Origin of the sequence: Bacillus sp. AF62 (assembly GCF_050312695.1) — a bacterium.
GTDB classification, from domain to species: domain Bacteria; phylum Bacillota; class Bacilli; order Bacillales; family Bacillaceae_G; genus Bacillus_A; species Bacillus_A cereus.
Genome location: NZ_JBNPJZ010000030.1, coordinates 109,616 through 136,059, shown reverse-complemented (window position 1 = coordinate 136,059; position 26,444 = coordinate 109,616). Strand labels below are relative to the sequence as shown.

Genomic DNA, 26,444 nt, shown 5'->3' with positions numbered 1-26,444 from the left:
TGAGAAACTACTTTACCAGTTTTATCTGTTCGTAACGTATCTACTTTTTTACCATCTTTATACACTTCGAATTCTGCATCTGATAATACTTTCGTTTTATCTTCCGCATCTACTTTCACAATTTCAAATTGACCTGTTACTTTTTCGGGGATCTTTTTATTCACCACATCTACAGTCACTACTTTATTAGCCTCTACATCAACAGAAACTGAACTAGATGATAATTCATATCCTTTCGGTGCTTCTACTTCTTTTAATGTATAGCTTCCAACTGGAAGTTGTTTCGATAAGGCTTCACCTTTATCATCTGTAACAATTGTTTCCACAACTTTCCCATCTTTATCGATAACATCAAATTTTGCACCTGGTAGAAGTTGACCAGATTCACTATCTTTTTTCAATAATTTAAATTGGCCATTCTCTACTTTTTTCGTATTCTTCATAACAAGTTCAATTACGTTTGTATTATCAATTGTTACTTTGACTGGTGTATCAACTTTTATATATCCTTCTGGTGCACTTATTTCTTTTACAAAATAGTCACCAAGTGGTAAATCTTTAACTTCCGCAATACCCTTTTCGTTTGTTGTAACAGTAGCCACAATGTTATTATCTTTGTCTATAACATCAAATTTTGCGTCTTTTAAAACAATGTTTTTATCATTTTCATCAACTTTTTTAATTTGTAAATTTCCTTTTTCGGCTGCTGGTTTATTCCACTTTGGCCAGTTAAATTTAAAGTTATGAACCTCAAAACCATCTCTTTGGTGTAATCCTCCAACATAGGCTTGTCCATTAATAGAACCACCTTTTGTTTCTACAACTGCATTAGGTGCAAACACACTACCTACTACACCATAACCTTTAGTTGTTATCTTTGTAGCATTAGGAAATACCCAAATTACCTTACTAGCTAACTCAGTAAAAGATGAATTAGGGTCATATGCTTGAGATGTATTAATTAAATCCGTCGCCATCCCAGTATTTCTTGTATCATACAAAATTGCACCGCCACCAAAACTCACTTCTTCTGCATCTGAATAAATAACAATAAAGTCTTTATTCTCTACATTCGGAAGAAAAACGTCTTTTACATCAAATGCTTTCTTTCCCGTCTGACCTGAAGAGACATAAATATTAGGGTTGTTTACATCTTCACCGATTCCAAAGCTCATATTAGGTTTTGGCTTATCAGTGTGTAGTTTACTTGCATCCCCAATTACACCATCAACGTCTTTTCTAAATTCTTTAAACTTAGCATCAATCTCCGCTTGCTCTTTATAAGAGATACGGTCATATGACGTTTTCATTGCGCCATCTGGGTCACCGTCTTTTGTCATCGCCACTGTTCCATCTTGAATAATTACTTGTCCTGCTCCCGCTTTCGTAAATTGACCGCCTAGTAATAATGATGGATATCCTTCATCTACCCAAGTTGCTCCAGCTAAGTTATTTGCTCCAGTTGCAGCCGCTACGACTGTATAACTTGATGCGTTCATATTTTTCTGAACAGCCATCGCACCTTCAATATCCGCACTCGTTGCACTATGATCTCCAAAAATGATGGCGTTGTAATAAGATACATCACCTAAACCTTTTAACTCTGTTGTAGCTGCCTCCGCTTTAAATGGTAAATGGATTAAAAAATTCATACATATTAGTAATACAACTATTAAACTACTACTTAACTTTTTAATTTTTTGATTAAATGATTTCCTCAAGAAATTCATTCCCCCTTTTAAACTTCCTAAAATCACAAAAAGAAGCACATTTCATATGTACCAGGTCTTACTCACATTAACTTAAAATAATCCATTTAAATAAAACAAAGGAACGCTACAACTACTTAATAAAATTACTACAATTCATTTTTGAAATAATACGTGAACTAAACTATCATGCGGAAATGTTTTTACGTACGGGAGCTCAATAAAATTAATCTGAAGAATATTTCATGTGGTGTAACTGTTTTGGCAACATCATCCACTTTACATTAGTTTTCTAAAGGATTCAAGTGAATTGTATGAATCCCATACACAATTCACAATTTAAAACGTTTTCATTCATTTTAATAAGCTCAACAAAAAAAACGTAGCCAAAAAGCTACGTTTTTCTTTCATCGTTTCGGTGTATTTTTATGATTCTTCAAAAACGGAAGCGGGAATTGCTTACGGAAATGCTCTTTAATCATGTACTCTACACCGTTCTCACTATTTGAACGTGTAATCCAATCTGCTGCTTGCTTTAACTCTACAGGTGCGTTCCCCATCGCTACACCAAGTCCCACGTTTTCAATAACCTCTAAATCTTCCATACTATCTCCAATCGCAACCATTTCATTTAGCGAAATATTTAAATGCTCTCCAAGCAATTGTAATCCGCGTAACTTTGATACATTTTGCGGCAAGATTTCTATTCGTTTTGAATCACATTCAACATACTCTACATCTTGGAATGCTTTTCTTAATGTGTTCAGCCCTCTTTCTTTTTCACCCTTAGTTTGGAAAAGAACATCAATTTTTGGCGCCGCTACCGGATGGTCACGAAGCGCGTCACCTAACGAATCTACAAATTGAACTGGATAAAATAACGGATCTGCGCTTGATAATACAGTGCGCGCAATTAAGTTTGGTGTATTTCTCTCACGATTTCCTATCGAAAACCGTTCATGAGAAATACGTACGTTACAATCAAAGTGCTCTAACACTTGCACAATGTTAAAAGTCTTCTCTTCAGATAATCTTCTTTGAACGTACGGCTTATCTAACGTTGCTGAAACGAAAGCACCACCATGTGTCACTAATATAGAATCTAATTTTAACGCCTTTGCTACTTTATGAGCGGATTGAAAATTACGGCTCGTAAATAACGTAACGTATACATCTTTTCTTTTCACAAATTCAATTGTTTCTCTTAATCCTTTTGCAATTTTTCCATTGTTGTATAGTAGTGTCCCATCTATATTAAGAGCTAGTAAGCGATAAATCATGTCGCACTCCCCCTCTTCGCTGTTGTACTCTATCCATAATTTATGAAATACACCCGATAAATAGAACGAGTTAGAATTACTACTGAAAATTTGGTTTACTATATACATATACACTTAGTAAAGGAGATAGTACAATGCAGGCACCTCCTTCCTTTTATGAAGGCGATACGTTAGAAGTAGCAAAAAAATTACTCGGGCAAAAACTTGTTCATATTGTAGACGGAATAAAGCGAAGCGGAATCATTGTAGAAGTAGAAGCATATAAAGGCCCAGATGATAAGGCCGCACATAGTTACGGCGGCAGACGGACAGACCGCACAGAAGTCATGTTTGGCGCACCAGGGCATGCTTACGTATATTTAATTTACGGTATGCATCATTGTTTTAACGTTATTACAGCACCAGTTGGCACCCCGCAAGGTGTTCTCATTCGAGCCCTTGAGCCGGTAAATGGAATAGAAGAAATAAAACTAGCACGCTACAACAAAACAGACATTACAAAAGCGCAGTACAAAAATTTAACAAACGGTCCTGGCAAACTATGCCGTGCCCTCGGAATTACTTTAGAAGAACGAGGCTTATCATTACAAAGTGACACATTACATATTGAACTCGTCCCAAAAGATGAACACATATCATCACAATATAAAATAGCAGCAGGACCTCGTATTAATATCGACTATGCAGAAGAAGCTGTACATTATCCGTGGCGTTTTTATTATGAGGGGCATCCGTTTGTTTCAAAGAAGTAAGCATATGTTAAAGGGAGAGATTATGAGAGGCAAACCTGAACTAAAAATAGAATCAGAAAAAGTATATAAAACGAAGAAAAACCCAAATGGAATGTTTGTAGCAAGAATACTACAAATTCCGAAAGAAGAAGATAAACTAGACTTTGTCCTTATTTTACAAAATAAAAAAACGAAAAATATTATTTATAACAAAGTTTTAGTAACAACAGATAACGACTATTATTCTTTCCGACTCGCTCGTGGGAATATTAAATGGTCATCCTTATATACTGTTACAGTATGGGATGGGCTTGGACATCAATTAGTAGAAGTATCAGCCTTAACTGGTAAAGAGAACTATTCTATTTCTGATGAGCATTGTTCCGCATATCGGGAGTAACTCAAAATAAAAGAGAAGCCGAATCGGCTTCCCTTTTACTCTGCACCTTCCGCAGTTGCAATATTATCCTCTAAGTTTTCTCTTGATAATTCAGCCGCCATAAAATCAGCTGTTTCTGGAAGTGCTAAATGCATATGAGCTTTTTGACAAATTTGAATCGTACAGTTTTCTATAACATAGTCGAAAACATGTCCACCCCCGCTTCTTTCATCATCAATATAATGTAAGTGGAATCCTGCTACACCAATACCTTGCGCATAATCTGGTGTCCAAAATCCAGCAAGCGTACCTTCTGTATTTTCAAATGAAAAGATTGGTTGTGATTTCGTCACTTCAACGAGCGGTGTATACGGTTTTTCTTGTCTTGGAACAGTTCTCGTTCTTACTTCACGGAACGTACCGTCCATTCGAATACCATAAAATAAGTTTTTACTTGGCATTAATTCATGTAATAATGCTTCAACTTCTTCACGATTCATCGGACGCTCTACCGTATAACTCATTTCTTTTTCAAAAAACGTTACAGTCGCAAATGGTGTTGTTTCTTCTGGTTCTACTTTTTCTGCTGAACCGTCTGAACGTAAATGATAAAATTCATTATCAAATGCAATCATTTCACCATCTAATTGATCAAATGTGCCGATGCCAAAATCACCATGTTTTTTCAAATCTTCAAAGCTAATCACACCATCATATATACCATCTAATAGCGCAAGCATTGTAGATGTTTGATATACTTCATTACTCGTTTTCGTTTTTTTTGCATCAATATCAATTAATTGCGCAACAGTCATCTCAAATCTGCCTCCATTAGTTTAATTGGTTTGGTAATAATTTTTCGCTTAATTTAATATTGTCACGATAGTCAATTGGAATATCAATAATGACAGGACCATCTGCTGCTAATGCTTCTTTTAATACCCCTTCTAATTCATCAGGCGTGTTAACACGAAGACCTAACGCCCCGAAACTTTCCGCATATTTCACAAGATCCACATCGCCAAACTCTGTAGCTGATGTTCTGCCGTATTTCATCATTTGTTGGAATGCAACCATATCATATGTGCCGTCGCTCCAAACAAGATGGACGATTGGAGAATTTAAACGTACCGCCGTTTCTAACTCCATCGCTGAGAATAAGAAACCACCGTCACCTGATACGGAAACTACTTTTTTACCTGGTTCTACTAAAGTAGCTGCGATTGCCCAAGGAAGTGCAACACCTAACGTTTGCATGCCGTTACTAAATAATAATCTACGTGGTTCATAAGAACGGAAACATCTCGCCATCCAAATAGAATGGGAACCGATGTCACATGTAACAGTTGTATCGTCACTAATTAAAGAACGAAGTGTACGAATCACTTGAAGTGGGTGCGTAACACCCTCCGAAGCACGGTTCGGAACTTCTGCTTGTTCTGATAATTTTGCGCGTAATCGTTCTAACACCGCTTCTGATTTCGTACTTAATACAAGTTTCGGTAATTTTTCCGCGATGCTATTTACCGTTAAGGCAATATCACCAATTAATTCACGCTCTGGTTGGTAATCATGGTCGATATCTGCTTGATGGTCGTCAAGATGAATAATCGTTCTGTCGCCAAGTTTATTCCAAAACTTTGGATCATACTCGATTGGATCATAACCAATAGAAATCACAAGGTCTGCTTCTTCTAGTAAAATATCACCTGGTTGGTTACGGAATAATCCAACGCGGCCGAAGAAATGATCTTCTAACTCACGTGAAATCGCACCAGCTGCTTGATATGTTTCAACGACAGGAAGTTCTGTATCCGCAATTAATTTACGAACAGCTTTCGTCACTTCATTTGTGCTCGCTCTCATACCGAGTAAAATAACTGGTAATTTCGCTGATTTTATTTTTTCTACTACATATGTAATATCATTTGTGGGAGCGATTCCAAGCTGTGGCTTAGAAAGCGCACCGATAGACTCTACAGTTGTTTCCGCAGTCATAACGTCTTGCGGAAGACTTACTAAAGTAGCTCCCGGATTTGTGGAAGTCGCACTTCGAAATGCATTACTAAGTGCTTCTGGCACATTATCAGGATGCTCTACTTCTACGCTATATTTTGTGATTGGTTCGAATAGTGCAGCATTATCCATAGATTGATGCGTACGTTTTAATCGATCCGTACGCGGTACTGCACCAGCTAAAGCAACAACGGGATCACTCTCCGCATTCGCAGTAACAAGACCTGTCGCTAAATTTGATGTCCCTGGTCCTGAAGTTACAAGACATACGCCCGGTTTTCCTGTTAATCTACCAATAGCAGCTGCCATAAATGCTGCATTTTGTTCATGACGACAAACGATTAACTCTGGTCCTCTTTCTTGCAATACATCAAATACAGAGTCAATCTTTGCTCCTGGAATACCGAAAACATGTGTAACACCTTGTTTAATTAAACAATCAACAACAAGATCTGCTCCTTTTGTTTTTGTCTTCACGTCGTTTACTTTTACACCTGTACTCAAACTAATCATCCGATACGATAAACTTAACTAAATCTATACAATTCAATCAAATTTACACGAGTTAGTGCTTCATCGTGTTATCGCAACCCCAAAGGGACGAGGGGTATAACACTCCACACGAGGCAGTATCGTTACCTCCTATTATCAAGCATTTATTTTACCCATCTTGATAAATTTATCGCAGCATTTACATCCCTATCGTGATAGCTATTGCATGAAGCACAACGCCATTCACGAATCTTTAAACTCCACTGTCCTTCTGGTTGAACTGAATGGTCGTATTTAACGCCGCCACATGAACAAATCTTGCTTGAAGCGAACCATTTATCAGCTTTTACATACTCAATGCCGTACTTCTCACACTTGTATGATAAACATTGAAAGAAGAAGTTTAATTTTTGAAATGAAAATGCTTTCGATAGTTTTTTGTTTTTTAACAGGTTTGAGATAGGTAAGTCTTCCACAACAATCCTCATTGGTTTGGTTTTCACCAATTTAGCTGTTGCTTGATGGATATGGTTATTTCGGATATTCGTAATTTTCCTAGATAACCGCAGGTGCTCAGCTTTCGCTTTTTCATATCCGGTAGATTGAATTTTTACACCTTTTTTAAATCTCCTAGACATATCTCTTTGTGCTGACTTTTTCCTTTTCAAAAGTTTTTTAACCTTGGCATCTTTGTTTATATTTCGTTCTTTCATACCATTAGAAGCTACAAACAGCTCTTTTAAACCAACATCCACACCAATCGACTCATCGGTTAGTTCTTGTGATTCAAAGTCTTCTTGGAACCCTACACTCATCCACCAGTGATGACCGTCAAAGGTAACTCTTGGGTTGGATGGTTTTTTATTTCTTGGTAGTTGTTGGCTTGTTTTCACTTCTCCAATAGACTGAATATGAACGACTTTCTTTCCTATAACCAGTCTTTCATAATTGGTATAAAATCCTTGAATTAAATCTTTTTTGGATTTATAAGAAGTGTGAGAACCATTTTTGTACTTTTTGAACGAATTTTTTCTCGCCGTATCAAAATCTTTTGAAGCCTGTTTGGGAACTTGTGCATTAATGTCTTTTAACCACTCATATCTCTTTCGCTTCTTAATCTTTGTAAATCGTTTCTGTAAAGCTAACTGTGAAACAGATTTTCCAAATAGCTTATAGTATCTATCACTCATTCTTTTACAATAGTTATAAGCGAATCTTGCAGCACCAGCATGGTTTCTAAGCAATTTTTCTTGTTCAGGCGTTGGAATTAGTCTGACTTTCTTCGCCAATATCATCAGAATGTAACTCCTTTAATGAAAGATTTGTTCTTCTGAATCGTAGCGTGTTCCACCAGCATTCTCGTAAGACTACTCGGATGCAAACCTGTTAATTCTGATACTTGACTAACTCGTAAAAATTTCATTATTATTCTTACCTCATTGAACCTACCATAGCACATACGTTCGATTGATTCAATGAGGTTTGATAGATTTAATTAAATGTATCTCGTTCAACTAAGGGCGCAATTCCTTAGCCAGTTCTCTTATGAACTTCTCATGTTTTCACATGAGCGCAGACTATATGTTTATCTCTTTAGAGATAGAGGATTTTTCCACCACCATAGGCTTGTGATGTACTCTCGTCAGTTATACGAGATAGTCGTTGAACGTTCATCCTATCCATTTTGACTTAGATGATTCGAGGCGGAAGACCCATTGTTCTAATGTTTAGGATTTAACCTTGCATCATCTGATTGATTTTTTCTGCTTTCGCAACATTCACGCTCGCTATTTCTAGCCACGTTGTAGTTCAATCAGCTTTAGGGATTGCCCGCAGTTAACCCTCACTACTAGCCAATTACTTGACTAGCAGGGCTTACTGATATATTTAATTAACTTTCGTTATAATTGGTTAAATAAATCGTAACAGTTAGTTACCCTTTGTTTCATAATTTGTGTAATAAAGATTTTAATTTCACCTAGTTAATTAAGCTGGTGAAGTATCATTTATCATTATATTACAAATGCATTATTTTTCCAACAATATGAATTCGACATTATTTTGACAAGATTTAAAGAATGCGCTTACAACCTTTTGTTTATCTTAAAATAACATTTTTATATCTCTTCTAAAAATGCACAAAAATACTTCCCCCTATTCACATTATTAACAAATTTATAGTACCTTGCAAAGAATAATAGTAAGTGATATATTTGTAAATAATGGAATACCCATTATTTGGAATGTTATTCACGATTAGTATATCTCCTTTCAAAAAGTAGATATAGATTGTGTGTGCTGCTTAGAAAAAAGATAGGATTTTCAGCCATAATTCATCATTTTATAAAGGAAAGTGATCGTTATGAACAAGAGTGAATTTTTAGAACAACTTAGTTCTTCCCTACGGAATATGCCTAATTCAGAAAAGGAGGATATTATCTCGGAGTACGAAACTCATTTTATTAGTGGTAAACAAGATGGAATATCTGAAGAGGAAATTTCTAAAAAGCTAGGAAACCCTAAAACTATCGCTAAAGAACTTACTGTTTCATATGTAATAAGTAACGCTGACAATAGACGCAGCCTAAAAAATATTATGGCAGCACTGTTTTCTGTTATGAGCTTAAGTGTTTTAAACTTTGCCTTTATCTTTATCGCCTTTTTCGTACTACTCTTTTTATTACCGATTCTTCTAGCACTTATCATTGCCACGCCAGTATTAATTATTTCGCCTATTTTATTAATAGGATTAGGATTCTTTAAAGGGTTTCATCAAATTAGTTATTCCGATGTTTATAATGTGTTCATCGCTTTTTGCGTCGGTTTACTCATATCCGTCATATCTTATCAAATGGTAAAACATCTATATGCACTTTTAGTAAAGTATTTGAAATGGAATATTGCTATTTTACAAAGACACTAATGAATGTAAAAGGAGATTAAAATGAAGAAATATACTTTATATTCACTCATGCTACTTACTCTTTTATTTCTATCAGCTTGTTCAAACAGTGTACAACCTAGGGAAGAAAACGATGTACAATCTATTTAAGATGTTGCTATTAAAGTTCCAGAAAATATATTTAGTTCCTCAAAGAAAAACGAAACTATTAGTGAAGACGAAATGAAACAAAATATAAAAAATTATATAGATTATAGTTGGGAGTTATCTGAAAATATTATCCCTCTCGCTTCAACAAATTCTGATAAGAATTTCACGGAATCTGACCGAGAAAAATTACAAAAACTAATTGATTTAGCGAAACAAAACGATATGAATTTCCATGAGTTTATTAGTAATAATAATTTACCTACTGATTATAAAAAACCTTCAAAAGAAATCTATGCATTTATGTCATCATCTACGGATATTTTCGTAGAGCTAGATCAAGAATTAGACAAACTCACCCAAGATGGTAACTTATTCAAAGCCAATTTTTCTTTTACAAAACGCCTTGAGAAAATAAATGGGAGGAAACAAAAAGAGATTGAAACGTTTTTGAACGAAAAAAATATTAAAACTTCAATTAACAGCAATAAAAAAAATTAACAGATGTGTTACATATCCCTTTCAAAATAACCAATAAGAAATGGCTATTTTGAAAGGGAGTTTTTGTGGTATAACTATTAAATTCCCTAAACAAAAAAGACACTCCTAAACTAGGAGCGTCTTCCACTATTACGCTTGTTGTTGCGCGCTATATAATTCTTCAAGTGGCTTCATGATAATTTTGTTAACGTCACCGATTACAACGTTTAGGCGTTGCTCAGTTTCCATTAATTTTGTAATTTTAGCATCTTGTTGAATGCGAGCTACAACTTCTTGTGCTTGTTGGTTGTCTTCTTCAGTGATTTCTTGGCCTTGCATCATTTTTTGTTGTAGGCTAAGTTGCATTGTACGGAACTCATCGAATAAGTTCTTTGAAGCTGTGTCAGCTTGAACTGCTGCGTAGCTCTCTTTTAAAGTTTTGAAGTCTTCGTTTTCAGCGATTGCTTTTTGTAATTCATATGCAACATCATGAATGTTCTTTGTCATTTTATTTTTCCTCCTTTAGAAGGCTAGCGCTTTTCATACGCACTGCCTTTTCAGTGCATTTACATACGCACCTCTTCTTACCATATCAAACTATGCAAGAGATGTGAAGAAATTTCACTTTTATTTCTATGTACTCACCTTATTATCTAAGAAACAATAGTAACAATCCTTGTACGAGTCCGATCATTCCACCTAATAATGCTCCTAAATACGTAATCATTTTCAATTCGTTTTTCGTAATAGACAGAACTAAGTCTTCTAATCTTTCTGTTGAGAATGTAGACACTTCTTGCTGGACAATTTCCGCAAGGTGTAGATTATTTAGTATACTCTCTACGTTTTCTGTTCCCCACTTCAAGCCTTTCTTTACTGCACTTGGAACCACTTTTTCAATAATTGTTTCTCGAACCGGCTCACATACTTGCTGAACAGATTGATTTAAAAACTTACTCACTGTTTCCTCTACTTTAACTGCTGACAGCACGGAGCTTACAATCATTTCTTTCTCTACAAATGCTTCTAATTCTTTTACATCTCTTCCTTTTAACTTTTCCCACTCTTTTTGCAGTACGTCAGTTAAAAGCTGCTTTGTACCATCTTGACCTAAAAACTTAATAACTTCTGGCTGCACACGATCCACTACACTTACATTTCCTAAAAACATTCCGACTAAGTTAAGTAGCGTTCCGCGAGAAGCAAAGAAATCATCAATCATTTTTGAAAGACGTGCTTTCCCTTCTTCACTTTCAAAAAAGCTAATTCCTCGCTCTAAAATAAACGCCGAGACATTCGGAATCGCATTCTCTACTTTTTCATTTACAGAATGAGGTAAAGCCTGTTCCCATGTATATGTATAATACTCTGCTAAAAATGCATGAATTTTTTCTGTAATCACATGTTCGATTTTTCGAGTCGCTTCTTCTTCTACATGCGCTACATTCCATTTTTCTAACATATGTCGCAGTGATTGTTCATTCGTAATTACTTTATCCACTTCCACTTGCGCCCAGTGAATTAAACCTTTTTGAAACTCTTCATTTGTTAGCTTTTTTCCAATTCCTTCTGGTGTTAACAAATGTTCTACAACCATATTTCCTAATTGAACAGCAAGTTCATCACGACGCTTCGGAATTAACCCTGGTGTAAATGGAACTTGAAACTTTCCGATATAAATAGGACGATGAGGACGAAATAACATTTTTATCGCTAAATGATTCGTATATCCCCCAATAATTGCTCCGAGTCCTGTCGTCGTTAACATATTTAACCATATATTCATTACAATCAACCTTTCACTTCTCCAAAACTATAGCATATCATCATACGGACAAAAGTATAATGGTATAAAAACGTATTTGCAATATATAGCTTCGCCTATTATGCAAATAGTAGTAAAGGAGTGATTTCGTTGGTTCTCGGTCTTTTAGCTTCTAAATTTCATTACGAACAAACGTATTACACCGAAATCGCTAAACGCGCTCGGCTTTATCATAATGTCGTTGCCCAGTTTACGCCATTTTGTATTGATCCTAAAACAGACCTTATTTCTGGTCTTATTTACGATACAGATACAGGAAAATGGAAAGAGCAAACATTCCCTATTCCTTCTTATATATATGATCGTTATTCTTTTCACGAGGAAACAGACTTTGAAAAAGCAAAATCAATTATTCACTCTTTGCACAATCGTCCTTCCACTACCTTTTTAAATAACACACTTATTAATTTAAGTGAACTACATGATTTATTTCTCACTAATAAAAAACTGTCTCCTTATATACCAAAATTTGAAATTGCAACGATACAAAACATTTTCAAACTGTTGTTAAAAACTAAAGATATTATTATACGCCCCACTAATATACATTCTAAGGATAACTTATATCGAATTGCTTACAAAAATAAAACGTTTTATATCGATACAGTAAATGAAAAATACCATACTTCTATTACAATCAAACGGACAGACGAATTTATATCTTGGTGTAAATCTAACATACGTTCATCCCGTTACATAGCGCACACTATGCTACAACCACCAAATCAATTAACATATCCACTCCACATTCGAACCATTTTGCAAAAAAACAAAGAACAAACTTGGACTGTTATCGGTCAATTTATACAAAAAAGCTCATTTCCTAATCAACTTTTACCCTCAGCAACGGACGATGATTCATTGCATTCATTTTCAAAAATTAAATACGTACTATCTAGTACGGGTGTGCAACTATTGCACGACGCTTTACATGACATTATAAATGAAGTATTCCAAACACTAGATCAGTCTTATTCTTCGTTATTTGAACTAGAACTTTCCACAATTATGGATCAAAAAGGTGCAATCTGGCTTATGTATGTCAACACGATCCCTTCTTACGAACAATACATTCGTCATAGTGATTCATTAGCTGAAAAGATATTTCATGGACCACTTAAATTCAGTCGCTTTACACCATAATGAAAGGAGGTAAACCTATTTTGAAAGAACATATATATACATTAAACATTTCAGATGAATATCCAAATAGCATTACTTTACCTTACGTTTTTTCTATTACACCACCTATTACATCCCTCTCCTTCGGTATACGTCACCTTGCAAGTGAAGAGGTGAAAATTCATTATTCCTTTACTCGCGAAATTATTATCGGAAAACATATTGCCGAAAAACTTTTACTACCTCAATCCACTACTATTCATGCATTCACACAAAACCAAACAATTATTTTCGGACCATTAATCGGCATTTTTACAACTGGCTTTAACGATGATTCTTCTAACCCTTTAGGAAATCGTTCAATTGCTCTCAGTGAGTTGTTAACACCACCATTCTCATTACGACCGTTCGTATTCGTCTTTGGCGTTCAACATATAAACTGGGAAGAAGAAACGATTGAAGGATATTTCTTTCAAGAGAAACAATGGATAAAGAAAAAGGTCCCTTTACCAAATGTCATTTACGATCGATTACCGAATCGACAAGCGGAAAATTATAAACCAATCGTCAGAGCAAAAAGAAAGTTAGAACAAGACTACTCCATTCCATGGTTTAACCCAGGTTTTTTCAACAAATGGGAAGTTCATCAACTTCTTATGAAAGACGAATCAATTAGACCCTTATTACCAAACACAGAAGCATTTCAGCATTTTGAACAAGTAGAACGGTTTCTTGGCACGTATAAATCTGTGTACATGAAACCAATACACGGGAGCTTTGGTAGAAATATTCATCAAATATTTTATTCTCAAACAGAGAATTGCTACTACTGTCGTTATCGCGAAAATGAAGAAAATAAACTAAGAAAGTATCAATCATTAGAAACTCTTCTAAACCACGTATTAAAAGGACATGATTTAAAAAAGTTTATCGTACAGCAAGGTATTTCGTTACTTCGCTTCGATGGGCAACCTGTTGATTTCCGCATTCATACAAATAAAAATCATTTCGGTAATTGGATAGTTAGTGCAATCGTCGCCAAAATTGCCGGCAAAGGCAGTTTAACAACGCACGTAAATAGCGGCGGTGATACAAAATTGCTACAAGAGCTTTTTCCAGATTCAACGAAACAAGTTCAAATTGAAAATAAATTAAAACATACTGCCTTACAAATAAGTTACGCGCTCGATGAACAAGTAACCGGAAATATTGGAGAAATCGGTTTTGATATCGGTTTAGACACAAAGGAAAATCCGTGGCTCTTTGAAGCCAACTCTAAACCTGGGCGAACTGTATTCCAAGATAAAAAATTAAAAGAGCAAAGTGAACTGACGCGCCAGTTATTTTACGAATATGCCGTCTACTTAACTGAACATTCTTTACGTGATACAAAAGAAAAAATGTCTCAAATAAAATCAGGGGCTTCATCAAACACCGAACATATCCCTTCTCCTATGATTCACTCACAAATACAAAAACAAAAACTTCCACCTAGATAATAAGGTGGAAGTTTTCTATTTACACAAGTTTCACTACAACCTCAGTTTCCACGTTACATACTCCGCAATAAAAAACATGATTGCAATATTCATTTGAATTATTATGCGTTAAACCATCTACTGCACTTAATAATTCTTGATCCATATAGGCACTATAATCGTCTATGTAATCTACAGACTTCCCATAATCTTGGAGTATACTTTGGCAATTTTGACAAGAATATGTTTGTGATTCTAATGCGTTGCAAAGCGGGCAAATCCCCATCATGATTCCTCCATACGTTATCGTTTAAAGCCTCTCTTTTTTAGATTGAAGAGAGCACCTACCCATGCATAGGAGCGGTCACTCCATCCCTACTTAAAAATAGAACTATGAAGTTGCTACCGATTTCATTTCAATAAATTATAAATAAGAAGCTAATGATTAGCCTACAAGTAGCAGGCTACAGTGAGAAAATTATATTTAATATCCTCCTTAGTTTGGCCTGTTTTCTTAAAAATACAACGATTACTCTTATTTCATAATTTACGAAATCAATACGTTTTTTTGACAAAATTTACAAATTATTATTTTGTATATCTTTCTAGGTAACATCCATACTATGAGTACAAACTTAATTACCGATGGATTAGCGCCAACCGGGGCGATAATCTGGTTCAACTCCAGCTAGTCCAACCAAAAAAAATTTTTATAACTCTAAGGAGGATATATTCCTATGGCAAACCAAAATTCTTCAAATCAATTAGTAGTACCAGGTGCAACAGCTGCAATCGATCAAATGAAGTACGAAATCGCTCAAGAATTTGGTGTACAATTAGGAGCAGATTCTACGGCTCGTGCTAACGGTTCTGTTGGTGGAGAAATCACAAAACGTCTAGTTGCAATGGCTGAGCAAAGCCTTGGCGGATTCCAAAAATAAATATATATGGCAAAAAGGTCTCAAGGCATATGCCTTGAGACCTTTCTTAATTATTGAAGCATTTGTAAAAACTTCTTCGTACGTTCTTCTTTTGGATTTGTAAATACATCTTCTGGTGTACCTTGTTCGACAACGACACCGCCATCCATAAAAATAACGCGATTCGCAATTTGATGAGCAAAACGCATCTCATGCGTTACAATAACCATCGTCATGCCTTCTTTAGCAAGTTCTTTCATTACCTTTAGAACTTCTTGAACGAGTTCAGGATCAAGTGCTGACGTCGGTTCATCAAATAGTAACACTTCCGGCTCCATCGCAAGCGCGCGAGCAATTCCAACGCGCTGTTGTTGTCCCCCTGATAATTGGAACGGATATAAATCCACTTTATCTGCTAAACCAACTTTTTCAAGGAAATAGTTTGCTTTTTTCTTTGCTTCTTCTTTCCCTACTTTTTTCACTGTAATGAGCCCTTCCATTACATTCTGAAGTGCTGTTAAATGAGGGAATAAGTTATGGTGCTGGAAGACCATACCTGTTTGTGTACGAAGATTTACAATATCTTTCTTCGATACTTTTTGAGCGAAATTAAGCTCTTTATTACCGATGCTAATATTACCAGCATCCGGTGTTTCTAGTACGTTGAGACAACGCAAGAATGTCGTTTTACCAGATCCAGACGGCCCAATAATAACAACAACCTCGCCCTTCTCAACTGTTAAATCTATATGCTTTAGTACGGTATTATCTCCGAAACTTTTTTGTAAATGTTGAATTGAAATCATAAAAACAAAAACTCCTTTTGTAAAAGGATTATTTTAACGTATAGCGTTCTGAACGCTTTTCTAACATCTGTTGTACGATTGATAATAAGAAACAAATAACCCAATAAATAAGACCTGCTTCAAAATAAACAATTAAAAATTCGTAGTTCATCGCCGCAATTTCCTGCGCTTTTCGGAACATTTCTGTTACTAAAATTAACGATGCTAATGAAGTATCCTTCACTAAGCTAATAAATGTATTTGAAAGCGGCGGGATTGATACACGCGTCGCTTGTGGTAAAATAACACGTTTTAACGCTTGCGGGTATGTCATCCCAATTGTGTAAGCTGCTTCCCACTGCCCTTTCGGAATGGAAAGGATAGAAGCACGAATAATTTCCGATGCATATGCACCGACATTTAATGAAAATCCAACAACTGCTGCTGTATATGGCTCAACTTCAATATTAAGAGTTGGAAGTCCATAGAAAATAATAAATAATTGTACAAGAAGTGGCGTTCCGCGAATGATAGATACATAGATACGAGCAATCCATTGTAAAATACGACTACCAGAAATACGTGCGAGCGCTGTTAACGTTGCCAGTATAATCCCGATAATAAATGTAATAAGCGTTAATGGAATTGTTGTAAAAACAGCTTCCTTCAGCATAGGCATGAAGGAAGACTGCATAATATCTGTCCAAGTAGACAATCGATCTGAAACCAATGCACTACTTAGATACATTTTCACCGAACCATTTTTTCGTTATTTTGTCATACGTACCGTCTTTTTTCATATCTTCTAACGCTTTATCTACTTCTTGTACAAGCTTATCGCTACCTTTACGGAATAAGAATCCACTTTGTGAAGCTTCTTTTTCTGTATCTACAATTTTAATTTTTGCATCTTTTTTCGTTTCTAAATAATTTAATACTGATAACTTATCATTAATTGTAAAATCAACGCGTCCTGAAGCTAATAATTCTGCCGCTTGGCTAAATCCTTCTACACCAATAATTTCCGCACCATTTTTCTTAGCGATATCTGCATAGTTACTCGTTAAAGATTGTGCTCCTTTTAACCCTTTTACATCAGCAAATGTAGCAGGCTTATCTTTATCTTTTGCAATAACTAATGCCGCTGAAGAGGAAACGTATGGCTTAGAGAAATCATATTTCTTTTGACGATCTTCACGAATACCAACTTCGTTCGCAACCATATCGAAACGTTTTGCATCTAGGCCAGCAAGTAAGCTATCCCATTGTGTTTCTTTAAATACAGGCTTTACACCTAAACGTTTTGCAACTTCTTCCGATAGTTCAACGTCAAATCCAGTTAATTTATTGCTTGAATCGTGGAACGTAAATGGTGGATATGTACCTTCTGTACCAATTACAAGTTCACCGCTTTGTTTAATCTTTTGTAACGCATCTTGACTAGCTGTATCTTTTTTCTCTTCTTTACCGCAGCCGGCTACAATCCCGATCGCTAATGTAGTTACTGCAAGCACTGAAAATAATTTCTTCATGATTGTAATCCTCCAAGTATTCTGATAGGAATTTAAAAACTATATTGATTGTATGCAATCTTGAACAATTTTTCAATGAAAATGTTCTTATTTAGTTTATCCTTTTTCTTCATAATCAAACAAAAGGGAAAAATAACGCTACATACAAAAAATAAGTAACATTTTTTAATATAGCATTTATAAAGAAAAAGGTAAAACAATACTTCTTATTTAACTGTCGTAATTCGCTAAAGAGTCGACATGTTCATCAATAAAAAAGAACTTGTGAAAATCACAAGTTCTCCTCCATACCTATTAAGCACTCTGATTGCCTTCCATTTGCGTTTTATACATATCATAATAACGCCCACGCTTTTTCATTAGTTCATCATGAGACCCTTTTTCCAAAATCGTTCCTCTATCGAGCACAATAATTTGATCTGCGCTTTTAATCGTTGAAAGACGGTGAGCAATAATAAATGTCGTTCTTCCTTTTTTCACAACTTCTAGTGCTTGTTGAATCATCGCCTCTGTTTCTGTATCAATACTAGACGTTGCTTCATCTAAAATTAAGATAGCTGGATCAAAAGCAAGCGCCCTAGCAAATGAAATAAGCTGACGTTCTCCAGTGGAAAGCGTACTTCCCTTTTCTGTAATTTCTTCATTTATATTGTTTGCAAATCTTTCAGCACCAACATCATGCAATGCTTTTATGATACGCTCTTTTGAAATTTTTTCGTTCTCTAAGCTTACATTGGAAGCGACCGTCCCGCTAAATAAAAACGGGTCTTGCAATACGATTCCCATATGCTCACGAGTTGCTTGTTTCGGCATTTCTCTTACATCGTGACCATCAATCGTAAGCCTTCCTTTTTCAAACTCATAAAATTGAAAGAGTACATTCATGATAGAACTTTTTCCTGATCCAGTATGACCGACAAGTGCCACTGTCTCGCCTTGTTTCGCTTCAAAAGAAATATTTTTTAACACCTCATCTTTTCCATTATAAGAAAATGATACATTATCAAATTTTACATTTCCTTTTAAACGAGGCATACGTTCTTCTTCTACCGCTTCCCCTTTTTCCTCTAACAATTCAAAGACACGTTCTGATGCAACGCGCGCTTGCTCTAAGTTGGCAAGCTGGTTCACCATATTCGTAATTGGCGAGAATAATCGTGTTAGATAATCGACGAACGCATACAGTACCCCAAGTGAAATAATACCTGTAGCACTTAATGACGCACCTCCGAAATACCAAATCACTCCTGTGAAAGCGATATTTCTTAATACGGCTACTAAGTTATGCGAAGTTGCTGCATTTAAATTTAAAATTTTATTTTGATACTTAAAATAATCGCCATTTAATTCTTCAAATTCTTTTTTCGTTTCACGCTCTTGACGGAACGCTTGAATAATTGGCATCCCTTGAATGGATTCATTCACTGTTCCGTTAATATCAGATAAACGAGAGCGCATTTTATGATTGTATACAGACGCGTATTTTCTATAAAGAATCGCCCAAACAATTAAAATTGGGATAATTAATAAACATAGTGAAGCGAGCTTCACATCTAGTAAAAATAGTGCAGCAAATATCCCAATAATATAGATGATACTAGAAACGAATGTTGCAAGTACCGTTACATATAAATCACGAATGGCCTCTGTATCATTCGTCACGCGCGAAACAATTTTCCCCGCCGGTAAATGATCAAAGTACCGAATCGGCAACGTTTGAATATGAGAAAAAACATCTTCCCTCATAATTTGAATAATTTTGTTCGCTGCCTTCTGCAAAAAGAACTGCTTTCCGTATGCAAATAATGATACGACTACTAATAAAGCGAAATAGCCACCACCAAGTAATAATAGACGGTTTATTTCTGGTTTATAAAACGCAAACACTTCTTCTTTCGTTAATGCCTTCGCTTTATACACTTGCACCGCCTTACCATTTTGAACGGTAATCATATCCCCTTTTACAGTACGTGATCCTTCAATATTCACTTTATTCGGTACAAAGTAATATTGAAAACCGACTTGCATTACGCGTACTTCTTTACCTTTTGTCTCGCCTTGTTCAAAGCGATCACTTCGCTTATAAAACGCGCCATTATATGAAACAGCTTCTTCACTCTTTTCTGTTTCATACCAAGATTTCTCTATCCCGACGATATGATCATCAATCATCGTTTTAGCGACGAAAGGACCAGCAAGCTCTGCAATGACGAAAATAAATAACATCGCCATCGCTGCAAAAATCGTCCCTTTCACTTTCATCGCGTATTGAAACAATCGTTTTGAAACGCTCATATTTTCACCCCACTATCCGCACTTTCACTTTCACCTTGTTGTCTTTCAAACTGTTCAGCATACCAGCCTCCGCTCTGGATAAGCTGAGCATGCGTACCTTCTTCCATAACTGCGCCTTCATCCATAACGAGAATCCAATCCGCATGTTGCACTGCAGATAAACGATGCGTCGTAATAATCGTCGTCTTTCCGCTTCTTTCCGTTCTTATATTTTCAATGATCGCTGCTTCCGTACGAGCATCTACAGCTGATAAAGAATCATCCAAAATTAAAATTTCTGGATTTTGAATAACAGCTCGCGCAATTGAAATCCTTTGCTTTTGTCCACCTGATAAAGAAACACCTTTCTCTCCAACGAGCGTTTCTAACCCTTCTGGTAAAAACTCTAAATCCTTTGTAAACGCCGCGATTTCAATCGCTTTCTCGAGTTCTTCTTCAGTCGCTTCTCGGTTTCCGAATAAAATATTTTCCCTCGCTGTTTTTGAGAACAAAATATGTTCCTGAGGTACATACCCAATCCATCCGAGTACATTTTCATTCGCTATGTTATCTAACGTCACATCAGAGACTGCAATATCTCCATCTCCAAGCGGATATTGGCGAAGAAGTTGACGTACAAGCGTCGTTTTCCCACTTCCTGTTTTTCCGACAATCCCAAGCGTTTCTCCTTGCTTTAATGTGAAAGAAACCTTTTTTAAATTTTCTTCAGTTGATGAAGGATATGAGAAAGACACATCATCAAACTGAATATAATCCGGCTCTTGCACAAGCTTTGGATGTTTCGGATTCTTTACATCTGGCTCATACGCTAACGTTTCATTCACACGGTCAAGCGAAGCATTTCCTCTTTGCATAACATTAATTAATTCACCAATTGCAAACATCGGCCAAATCATCATCCCTAAATACACGTTAAAAGAAACGAGTTCACCAAGCGTCACCTTTGACTGGAACACAAGGTATGCACCGTACACTAAACCGATTAAATAACTAAGACCGACAAGCATTTTCACAGTTGGTTGGAATAATGCATCAATTCTCGCTACCTTCATATTTTTTTCGTAGACGTCATCTCCTAAATGATGAAATCTTTCCTCGTCTGCATTCTCTTGTACGTATGCACGAATAACGCGCACACCAGCGATTGATTCAAGCACTTTATCATTCATATCACCGAACGCATCTTGCGCAACTGTAAATCTTTCATGCAATTTCTTTCCATATATATTCATCGCATACGCCATAATTGGAAGTGGTATAAGCGCTGCAAATGTAAGCTCCCAACTAATTGTAAAACCCATCATACAAACGATCGTAAGCATATATAAACTAGAATCCACGAGCGTTAATATACCAAAACCAGCTGTCATAGCGATTGCTTTTAAATCATTCGTTGCTCTCGCCATTAAATCGCCAGTACGATTTTTTTGATAAAAAGTCGGCGTCATCTTAAGTAAATGCCCCATAAATTTAGAGCGCATCGTTTTCTCCAGTACAAATGCACCGCCAAACAATTGATGTTGCCATACGAAAGTGAGGCCATATCCAACGATCGTAACCCCTATTAAAATGAGAATAGATTGCATAATTGCTTCGTTCGATAACGTTCCTGTTTTTATGTTATCTATCGTAACCCCTAACACTTTCGGGGGAATAACTTCAACTATATTCACAATTAAAAGAGCTCCAATGGCAATACTATATCTCTTCCAGTGCTCTTTAAAAAACCATTTTAACTTTAGTAATACTGATAACAATGTAACCTCTCCCTTCTCGTTCTCGTTTACTTCTCATTTCTTTATCCGCTATCCAAACCCATCACATTTACATTTCGTAACCCATACAATCTCATCACATTTTTCCACCTTCCAAAATTTTATATAGTAACATGGAAAATAAACAAAAAAAAGCATACCGCCGCTTGACGATATGCACAGGAATGCATAAAAAGCGTACGTTACGATATACGCAACGTACGCTTCTTATAAGACAAAGATGCCCTATATATCCGCACGGGTTGCGTAATGATATAAATGTTTTCTGCCATTTAACAGAGCTAAGCTCATTACATTTACGATTACAATCATTACGCACACCCCCTTCATTTATTTTCCATTTATAATCTTACAACTTTATTGAGTATTCTGTCAATTGTTTTTTTACACATAAAGTAAAATGCACGAAAATGCAAATGGTTCATGACATAATAAACCAGTTTGAAATAAAAGAATGTTCTGTAAGAAAGGGCATACAAAATAAAAAAAGAATAAGAAATCGTTTTCACAAACATTTCATTTGAAAAATGTTATCAAACCCCCTACAATCACCTTATACTCACTCTTACAAGTTGCTATTTTAGGAGGACTAATCATGACAACTAGCAATACGTACAAATTTTATTTAGACGGAGAATGGAGAGAAAGCTCTTCAGGAGAAACAATCGAAATTCCATCTCCATACTTACACGAAGTAATTGGACAAGTACAAGCAATTACTCGCGGAGAAGTAGATGAAGCAATTGCATCTGCAAAAGAAGCTCAAAAATCATGGGCTGAAGCTTCCCTACAAGATCGCGCAAAATACTTATATAAATGGGCTGATGAGCTCGTAAATATGCAGGATGAAATTGCCGATATCATTATGAAAGAAGTCGGTAAAGGCTATAAAGATGCGAAGAAAGAAGTTGTTCGTACAGCTGACTTCATTCGTTACACGATCGAAGAAGCTTTACATATGCACGGAGAAAGCATGATGGGCGATAGCTTCCCTGGCGGAACGAAATCGAAACTTGCGATCATCCAACGCGCACCACTTGGTGTTGTATTAGCAATCGCACCATTTAACTACCCAGTAAACTTATCTGCTGCAAAACTTGCACCAGCATTAATTATGGGTAACGCTGTTATTTTCAAACCAGCAACTCAAGGTGCAATTAGTGGTATTAAAATGGTTGAAGCACTTCACAAAGCCGGCCTTCCAAAAGGTCTTGTAAACGTAGCTACAGGACGCGGTTCTGTAATTGGTGACTACTTAGTAGAACACGAAGGCGTCAATATGGTATCGTTCACAGGTGGTACAAACACAGGTAAACATTTAGCGAAAAAAGCTTCAATGATTCCACTTGTATTAGAACTTGGTGGTAAAGATCCTGGTATCGTTCGTGAAGATGCTGACTTACAAGATGCTGCAAACCATATCGTAAGCGGTGCATTCTCTTACTCTGGTCAACGTTGTACAGCTATTAAACGTGTACTTGTACACGAAAACGTAGCGGACGAGCTTGTTAGCTTATTAAAAGCGCAAGTAGCTGAACTATCAGTTGGATCTCCAGAACAAGACAGCACAATCGTTCCATTAATCGACGACAAGTCTGCTGACTTCGTTCAAGGCTTAGTTGACGATGCTGTTGAAAAAGGTGCTACAATCGTTATCGGTAACAAACGTGAGCGTAACTTAATTTACCCAACATTAATCGACCACGTAACAGAAGAAATGAAAGTTGCTTGGGAAGAGCCATTTGGCCCAATCCTTCCAATCATCCGTGTTTCTTCAGACGAGCAAGCAATTGAAATTGCTAACAAATCAGAGTTCGGCTTACAAGCAAGTGTCTTCACAAAAGACATTAACAAAGCATTTGCAATTGCTAACAAAATCGAAACTGGTTCTGTTCAAATTAACGGACGTACAGAGCGCGGCCCTGATCACTTCCCATTCATCGGTGTAAAAGGTTCAGGTATGGGCGCACAAGGTATTCGTAAGAGCCTTGAGTCTATGACACGTGAAAAAGTAACTGTATTAAACTTAGTTTAATCTTATAAAAAGAAGCTGATTTATTTTTAAATCAGCTTCTTTTCTATATAAATACTTCCGAAAAACGGAGTATTTCATTCTACTTCCGATTTGGTTTTCCAAATCGAACTAAAACATGCCATAATAATTTTAATTCCTGAAGCACTTCTTCATAAGTGCCACGATCACTCCAAGATAATGGATTGCGTTTCAAATCCACTACAGCAGAGCCAATTATATTTGCATCGATACAATGATTCCTTTCAATGCGTCTTGCTAAAGATGGCATTTTTGAACCTCTAAAATCCATCGGAACTTCGTCTACCATAAGTACAAAACCGATGTGCCAATACAAATCAATAGCATACTTCAGGCAAATTTCTTCTAAAACTCTTCCTACATCCGTACCCTTAAATGAAGGATCTGCAACAAGCACCTCTACGTCTTCTTTAAGAGAAATCTCTCCATGAATCTGCGCTTCAATATAATGATTAAGATTACGGGCTGGCTCTTTGCTTACTAAATCTATAAACGGCCTTTTTAGATTAGCCAGTAAATGATTAATTAATATTGTTGGAGTCAACTTTCCTTCACCAATTGCAAAATCTCTTACGAATGTCTCTTCCAAAAGAGCAGCTAAAATCATATCAAACTCCTCATAAGTCCCCTTTTCTTTCGGATCTTGATGCGAATCTAAATACATATATGTAGAGCGCGAAGAAACTTTTGGAGATAAAAGAAAATAACATGAACCAAAACGCGGAGCCGGCCCATCTGGATGTAACATTAAATTTAGCGCTCCGTATTTTGGCCGTTGCTCATTCGTTACGCCTTCTAATTGATATGCCCCTCCAAATATTCTCTTTTCCCAAAGGTCACGTTCACCACCAGGGTAAGCAGATACGCTTCCATTAGATAGTAATGTTTCAAATTGACTTTTATATACTCCTTGCTCAAACAATGCTTCAGCAACACTTTTCATACTCGAATCAAGTCTGTCTGGATGAAAGTGTAAAGCAATCCTTGCATGAGATTTTAAATTAGCGACAGCTTCTTCAAATATTTCATCTGTAATATTAGACATTTTAAGTATATGATTAATCGTTGCTTTAGCCTCACGTTTTTCGTTCTCTGCATATTTTGAAATATACTCTAAAGCAAATAATTGAGATCTTGATAATTCCATAATCCAATCTCCCCTTTAATTGAAATGACCTTAATCCTTTCAATTAAAAGTGCATTTTTTCCTTCTTATGCAACTAACCTAATTTATTGAACAAAAAGTACTTTAATACAGTCTAATTACAGATACGAGCATTCTTTACGGGTAAATCCACACATTCTACAGAAATGTGATATCCTAGCCATCGCTCAGCAATATGTTCAAATGATAAAACAGATCCCGTTGTAAAAAAACGATGCTTCGGATTCAGATTGTCAGACAAAATTCCTTTGTGCTGTAAAATGGTACTTAACTCTATCGCTGTTTCTTCTGCAGAACTAATAATCGTTACAGCCTCTCCTAGTTCCTTTTTAATATAGGACTCTAAAAGTGGATAATGCGTACATCCAAGAATTAACGTATCTATATCTTCTTTCGTTAATGGAAGTAAAGCTTGTTTCACTTGCTGCGTGACATATGCTATATCTTCTAATCGATTTTCTACAACTGTAGCTAAAGTCGGACACGCATGACTATACACTTCCAAATATGTATCAAGCTCATGTAATGCTTTTTCATACATATTAGATTTTATCGTACCTACAGTTCCAATTACTCCGATTTTCTCTTTCTTTGTTACTTTAATTGCCGCTCTTGCTCCTGGATGTATAACGCCAATAACTGGAATGGAAAGTGCTTCTTGCAGCGCAGTCAATGCAGCAGCTGCAGCAGTATTACATGCTACGACTAGCGCTTTTAATGGAAACTGTTTGAGGAACTCAACCATTTCAAATACGAAAGATTGCACCTCCTCTACACTTCTTGGCCCATACGGGCAACGCTTATTATCACCAATATAATAAATGCTCTCTTTAGGCAATTGTCTTATAATTTCGCTCGCAACTGTTAATCCCCCAACTCCCGAATCTAACACACCTATTACTGAATGTTTATGACAAACAGACATTTATTTCATCCCCTTTTCAATCATCTAGCGCCAATAACATGTATTATATTACGAAAATTCAAATATCACATAACAATCCCTCTTACTTTTAATCACAAACTCTTCTCTATAATCTGATTATTACTATATCCATTGACGTATAAAAATACATTTGTTACTCTTAAAGACGTTAATTTAATATTTAAATCCTCATTCGTATCTCGGTGAGGTAGAGGTTGCAATCATTAAGAGTATCATTTCAGGAGATGTAGTGGCATTGATGAAGGAATGAGAAAGGAATGGTTGCCGAAGTAAGTCGTATCCACCATGCACGCTTGCTGGGTCTGCATTTAATAAGTGCAGAACTGTCACAAACGTTTCGTTTGTGGAGAGCTATCGAGAGGTATGTCGTGGGTTTCTTATAAGATAGAAAGCATGTAGCGGCAGATTATGT

Annotated in this window: 23 protein-coding genes, 1 pseudogene and 1 riboswitch; of the genes and pseudogenes, 8 read left to right on the top strand and 16 right to left on the bottom strand. The window is 36.1% G+C overall.

The features are described 5' to 3' along the window. Together ACQRBL_RS04480 and ACQRBL_RS04475 are read right to left on the bottom strand one after the other, a co-directional pair. The coding region (locus tag ACQRBL_RS04480) for an MSCRAMM family protein (RefSeq protein ID WP_427733985.1) at nt 1–1,730 on the bottom strand (1,730 nt) is incomplete at its 3' end. 386 nt (nt 1,731–2,116) lie between these two features. After that, nucleotides 2,117–2,989 (bottom strand): Cof-type HAD-IIB family hydrolase, encoded by an 873-nt coding sequence (locus tag ACQRBL_RS04475; RefSeq protein ID WP_000640430.1) that lies wholly within the window; start codon nt 2,987–2,989, stop codon nt 2,117–2,119. Nucleotides 2,990–3,123: 134 nt separating this feature from the next. Here ACQRBL_RS04475 and ACQRBL_RS04470 point away from each other — a divergent pair, with 134 nt between their 5' ends. After that, nucleotides 3,124–3,741 (top strand): DNA-3-methyladenine glycosylase, encoded by a 618-nt coding sequence (locus ACQRBL_RS04470; RefSeq protein WP_001148775.1) that lies wholly within the window; start codon nt 3,124–3,126, stop codon nt 3,739–3,741. 22 nt (nt 3,742–3,763) lie between these two features. After that, on the top strand, nt 3,764–4,120 hold the full coding sequence (locus ACQRBL_RS04465) for a hypothetical protein (protein WP_003311779.1): 357 nt from the start codon (nt 3,764–3,766) through the stop codon (nt 4,118–4,120). 35 nt (nt 4,121–4,155) lie between these two features. Here the strand turns inward: ACQRBL_RS04465 and alsD are convergent, their stop codons facing one another. From alsD to ACQRBL_RS04445, 4 genes are all read right to left on the bottom strand, one after another. Beyond that, a complete protein-coding gene (gene alsD / locus ACQRBL_RS04460) occupies nt 4,156–4,914 on the bottom strand; it encodes an alpha-acetolactate decarboxylase (RefSeq protein ID WP_000215024.1) in 759 nt (252 codons plus the stop codon). A gap of 16 nt (nt 4,915–4,930) precedes the next feature. After that, the gene (alsS, locus tag ACQRBL_RS04455; protein ID WP_411996120.1) at nt 4,931–6,619 is read right to left on the bottom strand and encodes an acetolactate synthase AlsS; all 1,689 of its coding nucleotides are present in this window, start codon (nt 6,617–6,619) and stop codon (nt 4,931–4,933) included. Nucleotides 6,620–6,771: 152 nt separating this feature from the next. Beyond that, complete coding sequence (locus ACQRBL_RS04450) at nt 6,772–7,902, bottom strand: RNA-guided endonuclease InsQ/TnpB family protein (RefSeq protein ID WP_411996119.1); 1,131 nt, start codon at nt 7,900–7,902, stop codon at nt 6,772–6,774. Beyond that, on the bottom strand, nt 7,902–8,030 hold the full coding sequence (locus tag ACQRBL_RS04445) for a hypothetical protein (protein ID WP_000670740.1): 129 nt from the start codon (nt 8,028–8,030) through the stop codon (nt 7,902–7,904). The genes ACQRBL_RS04450 and ACQRBL_RS04445 overlap by 1 nt, the downstream gene beginning before the upstream one ends. A gap of 939 nt (nt 8,031–8,969) precedes the next feature. Here ACQRBL_RS04445 and ACQRBL_RS04440 point away from each other — a divergent pair. After that, nucleotides 8,970–9,530 (top strand): HAAS signaling domain-containing protein, encoded by a 561-nt coding sequence (locus ACQRBL_RS04440; protein ID WP_001042975.1) that lies wholly within the window; start codon nt 8,970–8,972, stop codon nt 9,528–9,530. A 21-nt stretch (nt 9,531–9,551) separates the two neighbouring features. Continuing rightward, nucleotides 9,552–10,157 (top strand): annotated as a pseudogene (locus tag ACQRBL_RS04435) (NDxxF motif lipoprotein). A gap of 129 nt (nt 10,158–10,286) precedes the next feature. Here ACQRBL_RS04435 and ACQRBL_RS04430 read toward each other — a convergent pair. After that, nucleotides 10,287–10,643 (bottom strand): YlbF/YmcA family competence regulator, encoded by a 357-nt coding sequence (locus tag ACQRBL_RS04430; protein WP_000164614.1) that lies wholly within the window; start codon nt 10,641–10,643, stop codon nt 10,287–10,289. A 142-nt stretch (nt 10,644–10,785) separates the two neighbouring features. Then, nucleotides 10,786–11,922 carry a DUF445 domain-containing protein gene (locus tag ACQRBL_RS04425; RefSeq protein ID WP_002060818.1) on the bottom strand — a complete coding sequence of 379 codons (1,137 nt, stop codon included), beginning with the start codon at nt 11,920–11,922 and terminating at the stop codon, nt 10,786–10,788. Between the two features lie 129 nt (nt 11,923–12,051). Between ACQRBL_RS04425 and ACQRBL_RS04420 the strand changes: the two genes are divergently transcribed. Both ACQRBL_RS04420 and ACQRBL_RS04415 read left to right on the top strand, forming a co-directional pair. Continuing rightward, the gene (locus ACQRBL_RS04420) at nt 12,052–13,104 is read left to right on the top strand and encodes a YheC/YheD family protein (protein WP_000242799.1); all 1,053 of its coding nucleotides are present in this window, start codon (nt 12,052–12,054) and stop codon (nt 13,102–13,104) included. Between the two features lie 20 nt (nt 13,105–13,124). Beyond that, the gene (locus tag ACQRBL_RS04415; protein WP_411996117.1) at nt 13,125–14,582 is read left to right on the top strand and encodes a YheC/YheD family protein; all 1,458 of its coding nucleotides are present in this window, start codon (nt 13,125–13,127) and stop codon (nt 14,580–14,582) included. 19 nt (nt 14,583–14,601) lie between these two features. Here the strand turns inward: ACQRBL_RS04415 and ACQRBL_RS04410 are convergent, their stop codons facing one another. Next, on the bottom strand, nt 14,602–14,847 hold the full coding sequence (locus ACQRBL_RS04410; RefSeq protein ID WP_000510477.1) for a hypothetical protein: 246 nt from the start codon (nt 14,845–14,847) through the stop codon (nt 14,602–14,604). 451 nt (nt 14,848–15,298) lie between these two features. Between ACQRBL_RS04410 and sasP the strand changes: the two genes are divergently transcribed. Further along, a complete protein-coding gene (gene sasP, locus ACQRBL_RS04405; RefSeq protein WP_000013339.1) occupies nt 15,299–15,502 on the top strand; it encodes a small acid-soluble spore protein, SasP family in 204 nt (67 codons plus the stop codon). Nucleotides 15,503–15,552: 50 nt separating this feature from the next. Here sasP and ACQRBL_RS04400 read toward each other — a convergent pair whose 3' ends face one another. The 5 genes from ACQRBL_RS04400 to ACQRBL_RS04380 all read right to left on the bottom strand — a co-directional run bounded on the left by ACQRBL_RS04400 (nt 15,553) and on the right by ACQRBL_RS04380 (nt 21,850). After that, nucleotides 15,553–16,287 carry an amino acid ABC transporter ATP-binding protein gene (locus ACQRBL_RS04400; RefSeq protein WP_000623598.1) on the bottom strand — a complete coding sequence of 245 codons (735 nt, stop codon included), beginning with the start codon at nt 16,285–16,287 and terminating at the stop codon, nt 15,553–15,555. Between the two features lie 28 nt (nt 16,288–16,315). Then, nucleotides 16,316–17,014, bottom strand: coding sequence for an amino acid ABC transporter permease (locus tag ACQRBL_RS04395; protein ID WP_000281502.1), 699 nt, complete (start codon nt 17,012–17,014; stop codon nt 16,316–16,318). Then, nucleotides 17,001–17,798, bottom strand: a complete 798-nt coding sequence (locus ACQRBL_RS04390) for an amino acid ABC transporter substrate-binding protein (protein ID WP_000732858.1) — start codon at nt 17,796–17,798, stop codon at nt 17,001–17,003. The genes ACQRBL_RS04395 and ACQRBL_RS04390 overlap by 14 nt, the downstream gene beginning before the upstream one ends. A gap of 294 nt (nt 17,799–18,092) precedes the next feature. After that, nucleotides 18,093–20,093 carry an ABC transporter ATP-binding protein gene (locus ACQRBL_RS04385; RefSeq protein ID WP_023521255.1) on the bottom strand — a complete coding sequence of 667 codons (2,001 nt, stop codon included), beginning with the start codon at nt 20,091–20,093 and terminating at the stop codon, nt 18,093–18,095. Beyond that, nucleotides 20,090–21,850 (bottom strand): ABC transporter ATP-binding protein, encoded by a 1,761-nt coding sequence (locus tag ACQRBL_RS04380; protein WP_023521254.1) that lies wholly within the window; start codon nt 21,848–21,850, stop codon nt 20,090–20,092. Before ACQRBL_RS04380 ends, ACQRBL_RS04385 begins: the two co-directional genes overlap by 4 nt. Before the next feature lie 613 nt (nt 21,851–22,463). Between ACQRBL_RS04380 and gapN the strand changes: the two genes are divergently transcribed. Then, complete coding sequence (gapN, locus tag ACQRBL_RS04375) at nt 22,464–23,903, top strand: NADP-dependent glyceraldehyde-3-phosphate dehydrogenase (protein WP_000213616.1); 1,440 nt, start codon at nt 22,464–22,466, stop codon at nt 23,901–23,903. A 79-nt stretch (nt 23,904–23,982) separates the two neighbouring features. Here the strand turns inward: gapN and ACQRBL_RS04370 are convergent, their stop codons facing one another. Both ACQRBL_RS04370 and racE read right to left on the bottom strand, forming a co-directional pair. After that, nucleotides 23,983–25,068 (bottom strand): DUF3626 domain-containing protein, encoded by a 1,086-nt coding sequence (locus ACQRBL_RS04370; protein WP_411996116.1) that lies wholly within the window; start codon nt 25,066–25,068, stop codon nt 23,983–23,985. Nucleotides 25,069–25,180: 112 nt separating this feature from the next. Further along, the gene (gene racE / locus ACQRBL_RS04365) at nt 25,181–26,011 is read right to left on the bottom strand and encodes a glutamate racemase (protein WP_411996115.1); all 831 of its coding nucleotides are present in this window, start codon (nt 26,009–26,011) and stop codon (nt 25,181–25,183) included. Nucleotides 26,012–26,212: 201 nt separating this feature from the next. Next, nucleotides 26,213–26,394, top strand: a riboswitch (Lysine riboswitch). The last annotated feature ends 50 nt before the right edge of the window (nt 26,395–26,444 follow it).

Excerpts from the sequence above, each read along its gene's own strand:
- ACQRBL_RS04445 (WP_000670740.1), bottom strand. The coding sequence starts at position 8,030 with ATGAAATTTTTACGAGTTAGTCAAGTATCAGAATTAACAGGTTTGCAT.
- ACQRBL_RS04395 (WP_000281502.1), bottom strand. The coding sequence starts at position 17,014 with ATGTATCTAAGTAGTGCATTGGTTTCAGATCGATTGTCTACTTGGACA.
- sasP (WP_000013339.1), top strand. The coding sequence starts at position 15,299 with ATGGCAAACCAAAATTCTTCAAATCAATTAGTAGTACCAGGTGCAACA.
- ACQRBL_RS04440 (WP_001042975.1), top strand. The coding sequence starts at position 8,970 with ATGAACAAGAGTGAATTTTTAGAACAACTTAGTTCTTCCCTACGGAAT.
- ACQRBL_RS04430 (WP_000164614.1), bottom strand. The coding sequence starts at position 10,643 with ATGACAAAGAACATTCATGATGTTGCATATGAATTACAAAAAGCAATC.
- ACQRBL_RS04385 (WP_023521255.1), bottom strand. The coding sequence starts at position 20,093 with ATGAGCGTTTCAAAACGATTGTTTCAATACGCGATGAAAGTGAAAGGG.
- ACQRBL_RS04410 (WP_000510477.1), bottom strand. The coding sequence starts at position 14,847 with ATGGGGATTTGCCCGCTTTGCAACGCATTAGAATCACAAACATATTCT.
- ACQRBL_RS04370 (WP_411996116.1), bottom strand. The coding sequence starts at position 25,068 with ATGGAATTATCAAGATCTCAATTATTTGCTTTAGAGTATATTTCAAAA.
- ACQRBL_RS04450 (WP_411996119.1), bottom strand. The coding sequence starts at position 7,902 with ATGATATTGGCGAAGAAAGTCAGACTAATTCCAACGCCTGAACAAGAA.
- ACQRBL_RS04470 (WP_001148775.1), top strand. The coding sequence starts at position 3,124 with ATGCAGGCACCTCCTTCCTTTTATGAAGGCGATACGTTAGAAGTAGCA.
- alsD (WP_000215024.1), bottom strand. The coding sequence starts at position 4,914 with ATGACTGTTGCGCAATTAATTGATATTGATGCAAAAAAAACGAAAACG.
- ACQRBL_RS04425 (WP_002060818.1), bottom strand. The coding sequence starts at position 11,922 with ATGAATATATGGTTAAATATGTTAACGACGACAGGACTCGGAGCAATT.
- ACQRBL_RS04475 (WP_000640430.1), bottom strand. The coding sequence starts at position 2,989 with ATGATTTATCGCTTACTAGCTCTTAATATAGATGGGACACTACTATAC.
- gapN (WP_000213616.1), top strand. The coding sequence starts at position 22,464 with ATGACAACTAGCAATACGTACAAATTTTATTTAGACGGAGAATGGAGA.
- ACQRBL_RS04465 (WP_003311779.1), top strand. The coding sequence starts at position 3,764 with ATGAGAGGCAAACCTGAACTAAAAATAGAATCAGAAAAAGTATATAAA.
- ACQRBL_RS04390 (WP_000732858.1), bottom strand. The coding sequence starts at position 17,798 with ATGAAGAAATTATTTTCAGTGCTTGCAGTAACTACATTAGCGATCGGG.
- racE (WP_411996115.1), bottom strand. The coding sequence starts at position 26,011 with ATGTCTGTTTGTCATAAACATTCAGTAATAGGTGTGTTAGATTCGGGA.
- ACQRBL_RS04400 (WP_000623598.1), bottom strand. The coding sequence starts at position 16,287 with ATGATTTCAATTCAACATTTACAAAAAAGTTTCGGAGATAATACCGTA.